This is a genomic window from Mesorhizobium intechi, from assembly GCF_002879535.1.
Taxonomy (GTDB): domain Bacteria; phylum Pseudomonadota; class Alphaproteobacteria; order Rhizobiales; family Rhizobiaceae; genus Mesorhizobium; species Mesorhizobium intechi.
In genome coordinates this window covers 1-13,134 of the sequence record NZ_PNOT02000318.1, presented here as the reverse complement: position 1 = coordinate 13,134, position 13,134 = coordinate 1, and the positions used below count along the sequence as shown (strand labels likewise).

The following is a 13,134-nucleotide window of genomic DNA, read 5'->3' as shown; positions in this document are numbered from 1 at the left end:
CTTCAGATGTTTTGGGAGCATTGCTACCGAAATCGCTTTGGACGACACGACGTTCATCCTCGGACCAAACGGCACCGGCAAAACCGCGGTGCTGCAGGCGCTGGCAAGAATGTTCAGTGTCGATCCTGCGCTGCGCAAAGTCAGACCCTCCGATTTCCACATTGCGGCCGACGAGTCGCCCGATGGGGCGCCGGAGGAGCGAAGGCTCTGGATCGAAGCCGATTTCGAATTTCCAGAGCTGGAACTGGACGATGATGCCGACATGCCCGCTGTGCCGGGCAACTTCGCGCACATGCTGATGGTGGACGACGACGAGCCTGTGCGGATCCGCCTACGCCTGGCGGCGACGCTCGACAAGGATGGCGATATCGAGGAGACCTTCACCTATGTGACCAAGACCGACGATGCTGGTCAGCCGACTGAGGAAAGCCGGGCCTCTAAGCAAGATCGCAACGCCGTTCAGGTGCATTATCTGCCTGCCCGCCGCGACCCGTCAGACCACATCTCCTATTCCGCCAATGCGTTGCTGGGCCGAGCATTGCGAGCGGCAGACTGGAGTAATGAGCGTGAGGCGATCAACGATCTCACAGCCCAGATTACCGCCGCGCTGAGCGGCAACGCCGCCATCGAAGGCATCGGAGAGTCGCTAACCGGGATTTGGGGCAAGCTTCACAAGGGTCAGTTCTTCGCCGACCCCGCGGTCTCGTTTGCGCAGAGCGAGATCGACACGCTGCTTCGCCATCTGAGCCTGACGTTCACGCCCGGCCATGGCGAGCCGCTCGTCGATTTCTCACGGTTGAGCGATGGTCAGCAGTCGTTGCTCTATATCTCAGTGGTGCTCGCAATGCGCGAGATCGGCGACAAGGTGCTCGCCGGCGAGTTGGATGCCTTCGATATTGACAAGCTGCGGCCCGCGATCTTCACCCTGCTTGCCGTTGAAGAACCGGAGAACAGCCTGTCACCGCATTATCTGGGGCGCGTCGTCCGTGCTGTCTCCGAATTTGCGAAAGGTCAGAACGCGCAGGCATTGGTGGCAACGCATGCGCCGTCGCTCCTGCGGCGTGTTGGGCCCGAAACCATCCGCTATCTGCGACTCGACGGCAATCGCTGCACGGTCGTCGCGCGGGTCGTGCTCCCGCAAAATGAGGATGCGGCAAAATATGTGCGCGAAGGCGTGCAGGCTTTTCCGGAGCTATATTTCTCTCGCTTCGTCATCCTGGGCGAAGGCGACAGCGAGGAGGTGGTGCTGCCGCGGCTGCTCGCTGCGCGCGGGATTCTCACCGATGACGCGTCAATCTCGATCGTTCCCTTAGGCGGACGGCACGTCAATCATTTTTGGCGGTTGCTGCACGCGCTCGGCATTCCACACGCCACCCTGCTCGACCTTGACCTTGCTCGCTATCAGGGCGGCTGGGGCCGGATCAAATATGCCGCCAGGCAACGACTTAAATATAGCGATGTCGCAAAAGCCGGCATCAATGATGACGATATCTCGGGGATTCCGGCCTGGGACAGCGACCAGGGATTGCTGGTCGATGACGACGGCTGGATCGAGTATTTTGAGGATCGAGGGGTGTTCTTTTCCTCTCCTCTCGATCTCGACTTCATGATGATCGAGGCGTTCGGCGAGGTGTACAAGGTCGACGATGCAGAGCGCGAGGAACCGGACGAAACCACGCTAAAGGCGGTCCTGGGGAAGCAGCATGACGTCGTCGACGGCCAATATACCAACGAACAACTCGAACTGTTTGATGCGTATCACCGTCGCTTCAAGCTCGGCAGCAAGCCGGCCTGGCACGTCCGGGCGATGGCTGCTCTCGACGATGCCGAACTCGCGGCTGACATGCCCGCTGTCATGACCGCGCTGTTCGACTACGTCGAAAGCGCGTTAGAAGGCCTACCGGAATGATTGCGGTTGAGCGATGGTCGCCCGCCGATGGACTTATGCTCGAGCCGAACGCGCTGGCTGCCACTACGGAGCGCGCGCGCAATGCGGTGCTGACCGCGGGCCCGGGTGCCGGCAAGACAGAAATGCTTGCGCAACGAGCGGACTTCCTGCTTCGCACGGGCACTTGCCGCTATCCACGGAGGATTCTCGCCATTTCGTTCAAGACCGATGCAAGCCAGAATCTCAAGGCACGCGTCCGCAAGCGCTGCGGACCCGAGTTGGGCGCGCGCTTCGATAGCCACACCTTCCACGCGTTCGCCAAGCGGATCATCGATCGCTTTCGCCCGGTACTTTCCGGACGCGATGCGCTCGACGCGGACTATTCGATCGGTCCGCGCCGGGTACAGCGCCAGTCAATCACCTTCGCAGATATGGTGCCGCTCGCCCACACGATCGTTGAAGCCAGCATGGTTGCGCGCAACGCGGTGCGGCAGACCTATACCCACGTATTTCTCGATGAGTTTCAGGACTGCACGGCCGAGCAATATGCCCTAATCCTTGCCTGTTTCGGTGGCACTTCGGCGATTCTGACGGCGGTGGGCGATACCAAGCAAAGCATTATGGGCTGGGCCGGCGCGCTCGAGGGCATCTTCCAGACCTTTGCCGATGCGTTCGACGCGCTGCCTAGCAACCTCTATCAGAATTTCCGATCCGCACCGGGGCTCCGCCGCATGCAGAATGCGATGGTAAAAGTGATGGATCCGCCGGCCGCGCTCGACGATGAGGATATTGTCGGCGATGAGGGCGAGATCCGTATTCTCCGTTTCGACGACGACGGAGACGAAGCCGCGAGCCTGACAGAACGGATTCGCGGTCTAATCGACGATGGCGTCGCACCCTCGGAAATCGCGATCCTGGTCAGCAAGCAGCAGCATCTCTATTGTCAACGCCTTACGGCCGCGTTCGAGGCTGCCGAGATACCGTTTCGCGAGGAAGACAAGGAACAAGATCTGGCGTCCGAGCCGGTCGCCTGCCTGCTCATCGACTTTCTCCTGATCGCCAGTGGCACACGGCAACCCGCCGCCTATCGCCGCTTGCTGGATTTTGTCGTCTTCAACTATGGCTATGACGAGGAACGCGAATATCAGCTGCGCTCACGCTGGGATCGCTTTGTCGACGACACCAGACGGCAGGTCGTGGCAGGTGAGGTCGATCTTGCGCAGGTGAACGACCTGCAAACGCTTGCCACGGCGTTAGTCGGTGAGGTCGGGCGCGACAATCTCGTCGCGCTATCGCCTGACTATGCGCATGGTGGTCGCCTCGATCAGTTGATTGAACAGATACTCGAACGTGCGCACCTATTGCTGCAAGGTCACGCGGACCCGGCTATAGCATTGGCGTCCTTCTCCGGCGACAGCGCCGTCCGCATCATGTCAGTGCACAAAAGCAAGGGGCTGGAGTTTGATACGGTTGTCATTCTCGGGGTCGAGAAGGAAACCTTCTGGGGTGAATTGTCGGCGGAACGCGCTGCCTATTTTGTCGGGATCTCCCGCGCCAAACAACGGCTTTGGCTGACCGCGTGTCACTATCGTCAGCGCCCGGACGGCGCGAAGCGCTGGACTGTCGAGCGCCGTGAGCATGACGAATTCCTTGGTTACGCGCCATAGTGGCAGTTGAACCTGCGCTGCGACAATGGTCGTCCGGCAGCGCGGGCTTCCTCGATCCTGGGCTTCTCTACCTCGCTCAGGGCGATCTGGGCGTTAACCCCAAGATCCCTCCTTTCATTCGACGATGAAGGGTTCACCCGCGCGAATGGGATGTTCAATAACTGCTCACCGGAGTAAACGAGCCAGCCGATTTGTTGAATAGGGCTCTGACAGCGCTGTTTAGTCACGTTGTGACACCCTGGACTATCGAGACATAGCCAATGCGACGGCAACCTTTCGAGTCGCCATCAAAGCTATCTCCGCCAATGTGAACAAAAGAAGAACAAAGAGTCGAGCGCGCCCTTGACGTGAGGGGAATATATTCCTTATTTCAGCGTGATCTTGAGCAGCAGAGGACCATGGCCCGGCGTCAATCGCGCTGGCCGGCGAAGCTATGGCGAAAACAGCGGAAGACAATTTTCGGATCGAGGTCTGGGATCGCGAGGAGCAGGCAGTATCAGAAATCATTTCGCGCTCCCCCGATTCATCCGTGAGTCAGGCTGCCTGGCAGGCCGCCATCCGGCGCCGGCCAGGCATGCTGTTGACCCACTACAACAGCAGGCATGTGATGGAGAAGATCCTGACGCCGGGCGAGGTGAGGATCCCGTCACAGACCATCATCGAGGGTAGTGTTCACGCCGGCCTCGATGTTGCTCTCGGCGACCTTCGCGAATGGCATGTGTTGCGGACCTGGTGCAGATCCTGTTCGCACCATGCAACGGTGAAGCCAGCCGGCCTCGTCAAACGCTATGGCAAAGGCGCTCTGTTCAGTTCAGTCGAGCGCGCACTTTTTTGCACGAGTTGCGAGAGGGGTGGGCCTGTCACATTGGAAAATCACAAGCTGCCACGCAATTGAGGGCCAAAGGGTGCAAGACTCGGCGGACCGCCGCGGGCGGGGCCAGTCGCTCCCACGTCCCGTCCGGCATGCGGCAATCGTCCGCTGTTGCACACGCCCGAAGGACTGCGGTTTATACGCCGTCTTTGAACCGCCGCCGGTAATCGGCATTCCTGTCGTGACAGCAAAGACCTCGTCGCTTACACTTTCGAGTGGGTGAGGTAATTTTGAAATGACGCATCGTATGTTCGTCGCCTTTGCGGGAGGTGGCGCAAAAGGCTTGATACACTTGGGCGTTCTTCGAGCACTTGAGGCACGAGGCGTTGAGTTCAAAGGGCTTGGTGGGACATCCGCCGGAGCTATTGTTGCTGTCTTGAAGGCGGCGGGGTTGACAGCTGACGAACTGCTTGACCCCAAGACGGGCCGGTCCCTTTTGCAGCAGCTGTCAGAAATCGATCCTAGCATTAGAACGCCGCGTGATTTCTTTGGTAGATGGGGTTGGAGAAAAATTCTCCTTTTCCGGGAGCTTCTTCCAATCCTGCCAAGCTTTTGCCTCTGCAGTGCCGGACTGTGCATTCTTTTGGTCTTCTTCGCAGGCTGGCTAGCGGCCGAGTCGTACTATGTTCTTGCCGGCATGATTGTTGTCGCCTTGACGATCGGGGCGTTCTTTACGATTAGGTTGTTTTTCGCAGGGTTGGCGCGAACTACGACTTTGTCCTCGGCGATTGGAACTTTGTTGCAGAGACGTTTGTTCCCGAGTGAACCAGGGCGAATCGTTGTCATGGGGGACTTTGGCCGCGACGATCGCCCGACATTAAAAATCGTTAGTGCGAACCTCAGCCGCGGGCGACTGCAATTATTTTCGCCAGAACGTACGCCAAAGGTGCCAGTGTCGGCGGCCATTGCAGCATCAATTTCGCTTCCCGTAATTTTTGAACCACTGTTCGTGGACGGAGATCTCCATATGGACGGCGGAATCGTATCCAATCTGCCTGCTTGGTCGTTCGACGAAGAGCGGGAGTTAGATCCGGATGCCATTACATTGGCGATTGAAATCCAAACCGCGACGGAACGCCGTCTGCTTTCAAAATTCAACTGGCTTGCGGCCTTCGTTCAAACGGGTCTCTTTGGTTCGTCCGAACTCAATCTCAGAGCTGCTGGCCGTGCGGAACGACTCGTTCTGTCAACTCGCCTCAGTCTCCTTGAGTTCGACCTTACTGCAGCTCAGGCGATTCAGGAGGTCGAGGATGCGGAACGTGCAGCCCTAGTGAGCCTCGACAAATGGTTGTTCAGGAGACCCGAAGCTTATCGCAACGCCTGCAAGACTACGAAGGCGTTGGTGGATGACGTCCTTGAAACCGTGCTTGATCAGTCTAGTCCGCGGGTCAGAGTAGCGATTGCGATGCCAGACAAGGGCTTCTTCAAGTCGTTGAGACTTCGCTATTCGACCGGCTATGACAGCTACCATGATGAGGGTCTTCTGGTACCTATCGAGGGTACAATTGTTGGCCATGCTTGGTTGAGCGGGGATACATTGTTTGAGATTGCGCCGCTTCCCCAAGAGTTCCGTATGGACGGACCGGAGCACCGTCTCCGTAGAAAGGCAGTCAGGCAGGATTTGAAATGGATACTCTGCGTCCCCATTTCCATCGGTGCAGACAAACGCCCGCGGTTTGTGGTCCAAATCGACGGTGGCAGCGTGATGCCGAAAGACGGGCGCGTTGACACGATCATCACCCGGATAGAGAATGACGTAAAGGAGTTCTTCGGTTTGTTGGCCGAGACCCTTAATGAGTTGGAGGACTCGGATGGCTTGGAAAAGTAGAAGCTTTGTCCGCCGGGAGAGTTCGAAAGCGGTTGCTAAAAAGGTAGACGCTGCAGCGTCAAAACATAAGACTGCGATGAGTAGCGTTGTGGAGGAGGCGCGAGCGCTTGCTCTGGATCGAGAAGCGGCGCTCAAGAAGATTTCCGATCCGCAGTTGCGCAAAAGTGCAGCGCAGTGACGGAATGAGCGTCATTGGGATCGGCCTCGATCTCATCGAGATTGAGCAGTTTGCAGCGCTTTACAAAATCGATGACCTCGACCTGCTAACTCGCTGTTTCACGAACCAAGAACTCGCCGATATCGCAGGAAGCCCGAACTGGGTTACGCGACTCGCTGCGCGATTCGCGAGCAAGGAAGCGGTTCTAAAGATTCTCGGTGGTCTCCAACAGGGAACGGCATTGACGGATGTGGAGATTGTGCTCGTAGATGGGCGTCCACAATTGCGTTTGTCGGGAGGCGCTCAGGCTCAAGAGCAAGCTCTCGGCATTTCATCCTGGCACATTAGCATCTCGCATACCGCCACAACCGCGGCCGCTGTAGCCGTTGCAGCGCGTTAGGCGCTTGCGCCAAATTCGGTGAGGTTCCACTTCGGAGGAAGAAAAAGGGGCTCAAGGCTGCCGTGTTGACGAAATGACTGCTTGATGCGAATGCGGCCAGCTGTTCCAGCATACTCAGGGTGTGAAACACGCGAATATTTGCTAATCTCGCAAAACAGATTCTGGCAGTCGATCAGCTGCAAACGTCGTTCACCGATCGGCTTAAACGACAAATCGAGGCGCTCGAACTCAAGTTCCTGACGGTCACACATGAGCTCGATCACGTCCGCCGGATCATGGTCATTGGCGTTCTCGAAGCATTTCGAGATGCCATCAAGAGCGCCTGGACCTGCAACCACGAATTCCGATTCCTGATGGTCCACCACGGTGGAGTAGTTAATATCGATCGCCAATTGATAGCCGAGAAACGGACCGATTGACGGATAAGATGTCAGCAAATTAAAAATTTGCTTCATAGACGTAGAGGCAATGAGGCTTTCGGTTATGTTCTCACTAAACATCTTTTCGATCAAGCAGAGATGACCGCGATGCTTTACTCCGTCCGTGCCATCCATCTTTACAGGTGGCATTATATACGCTCCTGAATAGATACGCCCTCCATTTTTCATGATCTGCATGAGGATGCGATCATAGAGGCTTCGATTATAAGTGCTCGTATGAATTTGGCCCAATTGCGAGGTAAGAACCTCCCAAGTTTCGATCTTATTGAAGATCTTAAAGAGCAGGGTGCGGAAGACCGTCTCGATAGGGCTTGGATCAAGGTAAGGATTATAGATGACGTGCTTGATCAGATATTGGCTGACGCGATCAGTAGCTCTGTAGGCATTTGTAAAACGGAACTGCCTCAATATCGGATCATCCGTCCACGGGCCTTCCTGACCGCTGATCCGCTTGAACAGGATTTCCTGCCGTTCTGCAGCAAATCGCCAATAGGCATCGAAAACAGGCGTTGGCCGCAAGCCGGCGAGGCGGTTCGAGCTAATCGTGGGGTTTTTGGCAGACACTGAACATTACGCTTCGACGGTGGCTTCTGCGTCCAGCGTGACATCGATAATTTTCATGAGCGCCTGAAAATGCGGATCGCTTCTCTTGGCTTCGTCGGCTTGCGCTACGCCCACGAAAACGTTGAGACGCTCGAGCTTCAGGTGCATTTCGTGTGCCATGAACTTGCCTAGCCGACTTAGGCCTAGATAATTGCCGTAAGCTTTCCGAATGATCTGCTGGGTGGCATAGAACGCGTTCACGATCAACCCGTCATCATCCGAGAAGGTGAAGCTGACCTGCTGGAGGCATGGAAATTCGAGCTGGGCTGTGGATGAGTAGTCGCGGTATGGATCAAAGGTTGTGGCCTGCCATTTTGAGCGCCGTCCGTGTGGATTGCGTTCGTATTCCTTCAAGATCCAGTCAAGCTGGTTGAGGCCGTTGTTGCCGCCTTCGTAGTCCACAAGTCTCTGAAAGTAAGAACCTCTCCTGTTATTTCGGGGGTTCAATTCCTGGATCCGCGGGAAGGCCTCGCGGTAGAGTTCGAAAAATGCCTCTCTGTTGCCGCCTGAAAGCAGATAGTGCTTTTGGGGAAAGATCGTAAACGCGACATTTTCGCAGTCCCGCTTACCAATGTCCCCAAGCATTTGGTCCAAGCCATTGCGGATGGCGGGCGTTTCTTGTGGGTCAAAGTTAGCATCGAAGCCGACGAGAGAGAAAATCAGCGGCGAAATCGAGCGTGTACCAGGCCTCATGAGTTCTCGGACAATCGTTGCCCAGCCCACGGATAAATTGCCCGCTTCGATCAGCCGAGGCGTCGAGGATCTATTCATCCACTTCCTCCAAATATCGATATTTTGCAAGCCCGACATATCTTTCCGGGCTGATTCTCACTGTCAGATCGCGTAGTCCAACACGAAGCTTTCCACTACCTCGCGAAACGGCTTTGAAGAGAGAGAAGTCGTTCACATCTTGTACATGCCGCAGTTTGTCGGTTCCGATGTCCGTCAATCGCGGGAGTAGGATGCCGTTGCCGATCTCAAGATCGGCGACCGATGGTTGCGAGTGACGATCAACGATCGAGAGAGCGCTTAGACCCGAGTTGGGAAAAACATCTTCGCGAATTCGCTGAGGTGTCCAACGTGACAGTTCTGCAAGCCGCTGCTTTGATAGGGCGCTCATGATGTAGGTCAGGTGAGTAAGCAGCGTCATGTAGCCAACGCCGAATTCGCTTGCCACGGTCGCCAACTGGAACGGGCTCGCGGTCTCGATTTCCCATTTTCGGACTGCAAAAGCTTGCCGAATTCCGAGGGTCGGCATCAATAGAAAGGTCGAGAAGGCGTCAGCGAGTATCTCCTCCGGCTTCTCGGAAGATTTGCGCTCGTCTTCCTTGAGTTCGTCGACCGTGGAGCCGTGACCAAATACGTGATGGCCGGCCTCGTGACCGCAGGTAAACGCTCTGCGTGGTAAAGGTCGCAACGACGAAAGCAGCATCATTGCGGGCGGTCCTTTCTTGTAGAAGCCCTCCATGCTGATGTCGACAAAACGAACGCGGATGCCGAGTTTTTCTGCCACATCGTAGACGTCAATCGGTTTGATCTCATCGGCGCCGACGCGGTCTCGCGCATCTGTTGCGGCCTGTGCCCCTTCGAGAATAAGGCTACGTTTGTTCATTGCCCCCGCCCGAACTGTTTTCATCATCGTCTTTTCGAAACACGGCGAGCGCGCGCATCAAACTGTTCAATGCGTCCGGACTCAGCTTGCTCAGTTCGCGAGCTGCAAGTTGCAGCTTCGGATCAGACGGATTGATCTTGTCAGGGCTTTCCCCGGCCAGATATGCGACCGATACATCGAATATCTCAGCAAATCGCATCAGTTCACCCGCACTCACACGTCGATTGCCTGCTTCAATCTCACTGATGGTCGGGCGGTGCATTTCCAGCATCTTGGCGACTTGACCCTGGCTCAGCCCCGACAGCCGCCGCGCTTCTTTGATGCGCGCCGCAATTATCAGCTCTTTATCCAATTCGCTCATCTCCTATTCCGCGGCGACGGTTACTGCAGCCTTGCTGACATGTTTGGCAAGGACGAGGTCGATACTCTGATTGATGGTCAAGAGGGTCTTGCCGTCGAGAGTCCCGAAGATGTGGACATCATTCGGAATGACGACGTCGAGTTTCTTGGCGAGCCAACTCGTTGCGACCGACCAGGTCGGGCTATCAAAATGCTTTAACACCTTTGCCGGGACGTCGCTGCCGCTAAGGGGAGGCAGAGTATCCCCGCAAGCCGCCTGAACGCGGCTGAGCACCGACATAAGGGCATCCTTGACATCATCATGAGTCATATGTACGAACTCCTTACCGAGTGGTAAGATAATCTTACGTAGCTGATTTTGCAAGCCCTCCTAGAAACGGCTGCCAATTCAACGGGACCAACTTGTCGTCTGGGGGTTTTTTTGTAGTGTGATAACCGGGCAGGAGATTCCGATGCAAAACCTCGCAATTGACGCTACCACGCTGCTGCGCTGGCAGCAGGAGCAGTTCGCCCACGATCAGCGCAACCACACGGACATTATTTGCCTGTCCCGTATCGACAGATTGAAGCACTATGGCCTTCACTACGCAAAGTATGCTGGACGCATTGCTCGTGCTGGCGAGGATAGTACCGTTGCATTGAAGACAATGGTAGACGCAGCACTGGTTTGTCTTAGTGCCGCGAATGCTCTCTCGCAACGCCTCGACAGGGTCATCGAAGCAGAAAGTTGTTCTGTCAAATACCGCATTGGAGTACTCGCGGATATCGCCGATGCTGGTGGACGCTTCTCCGATGCTTGTGAAAAAATCGACCATCTAGAGGACTTTCTCTCAATTGCCCGCGACGCGAACGTCGATGTGTTGAGATGGGTTTGGTGTGTCGCAGCCGAATTCGGTGCCGACTTGCAGGTCGAGATCACGAAGCGCCGTCAGCAACTCGCCGAACGTCAATTCCTCATCCCCCACCAAGCCCGATGACGCCGCCTCGTTTCCTTCTCATTACCGATACGCATCTTGCGGATGGCGGAAGTGAGCTCCGTCTTGATGACCTGTCAAAGACGACCATCCCTAGTATTAGCCATCCGACCCGCGAGGGAGAAATCGGGAAGCTGTTCGAAAGGATTGCAAGCGATCTGCGTGGCAAAGAACAGCGCCTTGACGGGGTGCTCTTCGCCGGTGACGCTCAGCGAAAAGGGCTCCCCGGTGGCCATAAGATTCTATTTGATTTGATCCTAGCGAACTTCGGCGAGTTCGGAATTGAGCCTGGACGGATTGTTGCAGCGCCTGGCAACCACGATGTCAAAAAATGGTCAGAGCCAAGCTCGAGGGAACGCTACGAGGCCTTTGCAGCCGTCTGGAAAGCAAACGGCTGCATCGTACCATGGTTGGATGGCGTTGATTCTCGGAATAGTGTCGATGCTTCGAAACATTTCCTTGCAGCGCACGACAATCGATGGATTGTCTATCCGTTGAACACCAGCAATTGGTCGCAGGTACAGGCCGAGTTGCCGAAAGATCTCGCAACCATCTGGAACGAGATCCCTGCGCGGCTGTCAGCGAATGCTGCGGAGCAAGAGCGATTGAGTTCGGCCTTAAATGGCCTGCGAAGCTACGATATGGCTCATGTCTCAGATGCCCAGCTCGAGGTGATGAGGGGGGTGATTGCTAGCGCGCCCCGTCCAGAATCTGGACCGCAGCTTCGGGTCCTTCTCATGCATCATCATCTTCGGGCGCCTGGCTTACGTGTCGAATTGAAGGCCTTCGAAAGTATCTCTAATTTGGAACAGATTAGAAGTTTCATACGGCAGGCAGAAATAAACCTAGTCATACATGGTCACAAGCATGAACATGCAGTTCATTTTGATCATTTGGGTGGCGAGCGCGTAGAAGAGGGGCGCCGTGTCGCTGTACTTTCTGCTGGCGCAATCGATGACGGCCGCGATACCGACGCTGCTAGAATCTTGGCAATTGAGGGCATCCCATACACGCCGACACTTCAATCCACCCGTTTTGGGCTGGCCCGCGGCGGCCTAAATGCGCCGATGGAGGTTGAGAAGCCGATTCGCCTTTGGATGATGACATCGTTAGCGGACGGACCCGAGATCATTCAGGGTAGCGACTTCAACGAGGTATATGCACGGGCTTCCGACGCGGCCCGAGAAATTGTGCCTCGGGGAACGTTGATTGTGCATCTCGATCTTCCGGCAAACTCGGTGCAACTGGATTTGCCAGAAGGATATCCGGAGGCCGCTAGCATATCGGTGCCCGAGCGGCAGCAGTGGTTGCGGGAGATCGTTGATTGGTGGCAGCTGCCGCAATCTCATCGCGACAAGAGCTTTCCCTATCCTCACGGGTCTCGGCTTCGGCGCTATGGGGGAGTGAGTGATCAAATTGAACGTTTGGCGACCATGCTTGAGAGCGGTCGCTCGTCGCCAACCCTCTCTTCGCGCGCGCTCGCCATCCTCGTCGATCCGATTCGGGATTTCGATGCCGGGAGCGAAAGGGAGGCGTTCCCCTCCTTCACCATGTTACAGATCAAGAAACGCCAGAGGAGCAATACCACACTGCTCGACATCACCGGTTTCTATCGCGCTCAGGAGTTCTCGCAGTGGTGGCCAGTTAACATTGCCGAGTTGCGGGCAATCCAGGTAAAACTATGTAGGCGGGTCGGTATAGAACCGGGCCGGATAACCACTATTACAACGGAAGCCCGACTTGACGAGAGGGCTCCTGGTCAGGTCCACGTGCCGATCTTTGACCGATGGCTGGATCAGGCACCGCAGAACCTATTCCTTCTTGCGGGCATCCTTTCCCAACAAATCCACGAACATCCGAACGCCAAAGATTTGCTGGGTCAGTGGCGGCAGGCGCTCAGAGACTTTCTGGTCGTCGCGCAAGCTCGGAGTACAGACGGGTCGCCGATTTCCTCTGAGGGACTGAAAGCTCTTCGGGACTACATCGCAGCCCTTTGTCCCGCGGATCGACCTCGTCCGCAGTTCTTTTCCTCTTTCGTATCACTTGTCGAACAGAGTGAGCAGTTCGAAAGATCTGCCAAAGACACCAGCAGTTTCGAGATCTGGGCTAGGGTCGTCAAGCGCGTGGTACCGGAGATCTTGAATGCGACGACAAGCGATGGCCCGTGATATAAGTATGCGGCTTTGCAGGTGCCGAGATTGATCGTCGGTGGGCCGTCCACTGACCAAGGAAATCCCGATTGTCGAGGTCGCACGAGGGGAGAGATGGTCTTGGCCATCTCTCCCCCGCGATTGCCGCCTGCGCAGAGCGGGGCCGCCCGCTCGCAAGACGATG

General features: G+C 56.1%; 12 protein-coding genes. 7 read left to right on the top strand and 5 right to left on the bottom strand.

Going from position 1 to position 13,134, the window contains the following annotated elements; genetic code table 11:
• The 5 genes from C1D09_RS27020 to C1D09_RS27000 all read left to right on the top strand — a co-directional run.
• The coding region (locus C1D09_RS27020) for an AAA family ATPase (RefSeq protein WP_208760434.1) at window positions 1–1,909 on the top strand (1,909 nt) is incomplete at its 5' end.
• Between the two features lie 35 nt (window positions 1,910–1,944).
• On the top strand, window positions 1,945–3,555 hold the full coding sequence (locus C1D09_RS27015; protein WP_208760433.1) for a UvrD-helicase domain-containing protein: 1,611 nt from the start codon (window positions 1,945–1,947) through the stop codon (window positions 3,553–3,555).
• A 433-nt stretch (window positions 3,556–3,988) separates the two neighbouring features.
• On the top strand, window positions 3,989–4,450 hold the full coding sequence (locus C1D09_RS27010; RefSeq protein WP_167514768.1) for a hypothetical protein: 462 nt from the start codon (window positions 3,989–3,991) through the stop codon (window positions 4,448–4,450).
• Between the two features lie 211 nt (window positions 4,451–4,661).
• Window positions 4,662–6,254 (top strand): patatin-like phospholipase family protein, encoded by a 1,593-nt coding sequence (locus C1D09_RS27005; RefSeq protein WP_143977108.1) that lies wholly within the window; start codon window positions 4,662–4,664, stop codon window positions 6,252–6,254.
• 107 nt (window positions 6,255–6,361) lie between these two features.
• Window positions 6,362–6,811 carry a holo-ACP synthase gene (locus C1D09_RS27000; RefSeq protein ID WP_143977107.1) on the top strand — a complete coding sequence of 150 codons (450 nt, stop codon included), beginning with the start codon at window positions 6,362–6,364 and terminating at the stop codon, window positions 6,809–6,811.
• Here the strand turns inward: C1D09_RS27000 and C1D09_RS26995 are convergent.
• The 5 genes from C1D09_RS26995 to C1D09_RS26975 are packed head-to-tail and all read right to left on the bottom strand — an operon-like array spanning window position 6,808 to window position 10,136.
• The gene (locus C1D09_RS26995) at window positions 6,808–7,815 is read right to left on the bottom strand and encodes a nucleotide kinase domain-containing protein (RefSeq protein ID WP_143977106.1); all 1,008 of its coding nucleotides are present in this window, start codon (window positions 7,813–7,815) and stop codon (window positions 6,808–6,810) included. The genes C1D09_RS27000 and C1D09_RS26995 overlap by 4 nt on opposite strands.
• 6 nt (window positions 7,816–7,821) lie before the next feature.
• Window positions 7,822–8,625, bottom strand: coding sequence for a thymidylate synthase (locus tag C1D09_RS26990; protein WP_143977105.1), 804 nt, complete (start codon window positions 8,623–8,625; stop codon window positions 7,822–7,824).
• Window positions 8,618–9,466, bottom strand: a complete 849-nt coding sequence (locus tag C1D09_RS26985; RefSeq protein WP_167514767.1) for an ImmA/IrrE family metallo-endopeptidase — start codon at window positions 9,464–9,466, stop codon at window positions 8,618–8,620. Before C1D09_RS26985 ends, C1D09_RS26990 begins: the two co-directional genes overlap by 8 nt.
• On the bottom strand, window positions 9,453–9,827 hold the full coding sequence (locus C1D09_RS26980) for a helix-turn-helix domain-containing protein (protein ID WP_143977103.1): 375 nt from the start codon (window positions 9,825–9,827) through the stop codon (window positions 9,453–9,455). The genes C1D09_RS26985 and C1D09_RS26980 overlap by 14 nt, the downstream gene beginning before the upstream one ends.
• A 3-nt stretch (window positions 9,828–9,830) precedes the next feature.
• On the bottom strand, window positions 9,831–10,136 hold the full coding sequence (locus C1D09_RS26975) for a hypothetical protein (protein WP_143977102.1): 306 nt from the start codon (window positions 10,134–10,136) through the stop codon (window positions 9,831–9,833).
• A gap of 142 nt (window positions 10,137–10,278) precedes the next feature.
• Here C1D09_RS26975 and C1D09_RS26970 point away from each other — a divergent pair, with 142 nt between their 5' ends.
• Window positions 10,279–10,803 (top strand): hypothetical protein, encoded by a 525-nt coding sequence (locus C1D09_RS26970; RefSeq protein WP_143977101.1) that lies wholly within the window; start codon window positions 10,279–10,281, stop codon window positions 10,801–10,803.
• Window positions 10,800–12,968, top strand: a complete 2,169-nt coding sequence (locus tag C1D09_RS26965) for a metallophosphoesterase (protein ID WP_167514766.1) — start codon at window positions 10,800–10,802, stop codon at window positions 12,966–12,968. The genes C1D09_RS26970 and C1D09_RS26965 overlap by 4 nt, the downstream gene beginning before the upstream one ends.
• Window positions 12,969–13,134: the final 166 nt, after the last annotated feature.

Bases quoted from the DNA above. Each gene is read 5' to 3' on its own strand.
- C1D09_RS26975 (WP_143977102.1), bottom strand. From the start codon at position 10,136: ATGACTCATGATGATGTCAAGGATGCCCTTATGTCGGTGCTCAGCCGC.
- C1D09_RS26985 (WP_167514767.1), bottom strand. From the start codon at position 9,466: ATGAACAAACGTAGCCTTATTCTCGAAGGGGCACAGGCCGCAACAGAT.
- C1D09_RS26965 (WP_167514766.1), top strand. From the start codon at position 10,800: ATGACGCCGCCTCGTTTCCTTCTCATTACCGATACGCATCTTGCGGAT.
- C1D09_RS27010 (WP_167514768.1), top strand. From the start codon at position 3,989: ATGGCGAAAACAGCGGAAGACAATTTTCGGATCGAGGTCTGGGATCGC.
- C1D09_RS26970 (WP_143977101.1), top strand. From the start codon at position 10,279: ATGCAAAACCTCGCAATTGACGCTACCACGCTGCTGCGCTGGCAGCAG.
- C1D09_RS27015 (WP_208760433.1), top strand. From the start codon at position 1,945: ATGCTCGAGCCGAACGCGCTGGCTGCCACTACGGAGCGCGCGCGCAAT.
- C1D09_RS26980 (WP_143977103.1), bottom strand. From the start codon at position 9,827: ATGAGCGAATTGGATAAAGAGCTGATAATTGCGGCGCGCATCAAAGAA.
- C1D09_RS27005 (WP_143977108.1), top strand. From the start codon at position 4,662: ATGACGCATCGTATGTTCGTCGCCTTTGCGGGAGGTGGCGCAAAAGGC.
- C1D09_RS26990 (WP_143977105.1), bottom strand. From the start codon at position 8,625: ATGAATAGATCCTCGACGCCTCGGCTGATCGAAGCGGGCAATTTATCC.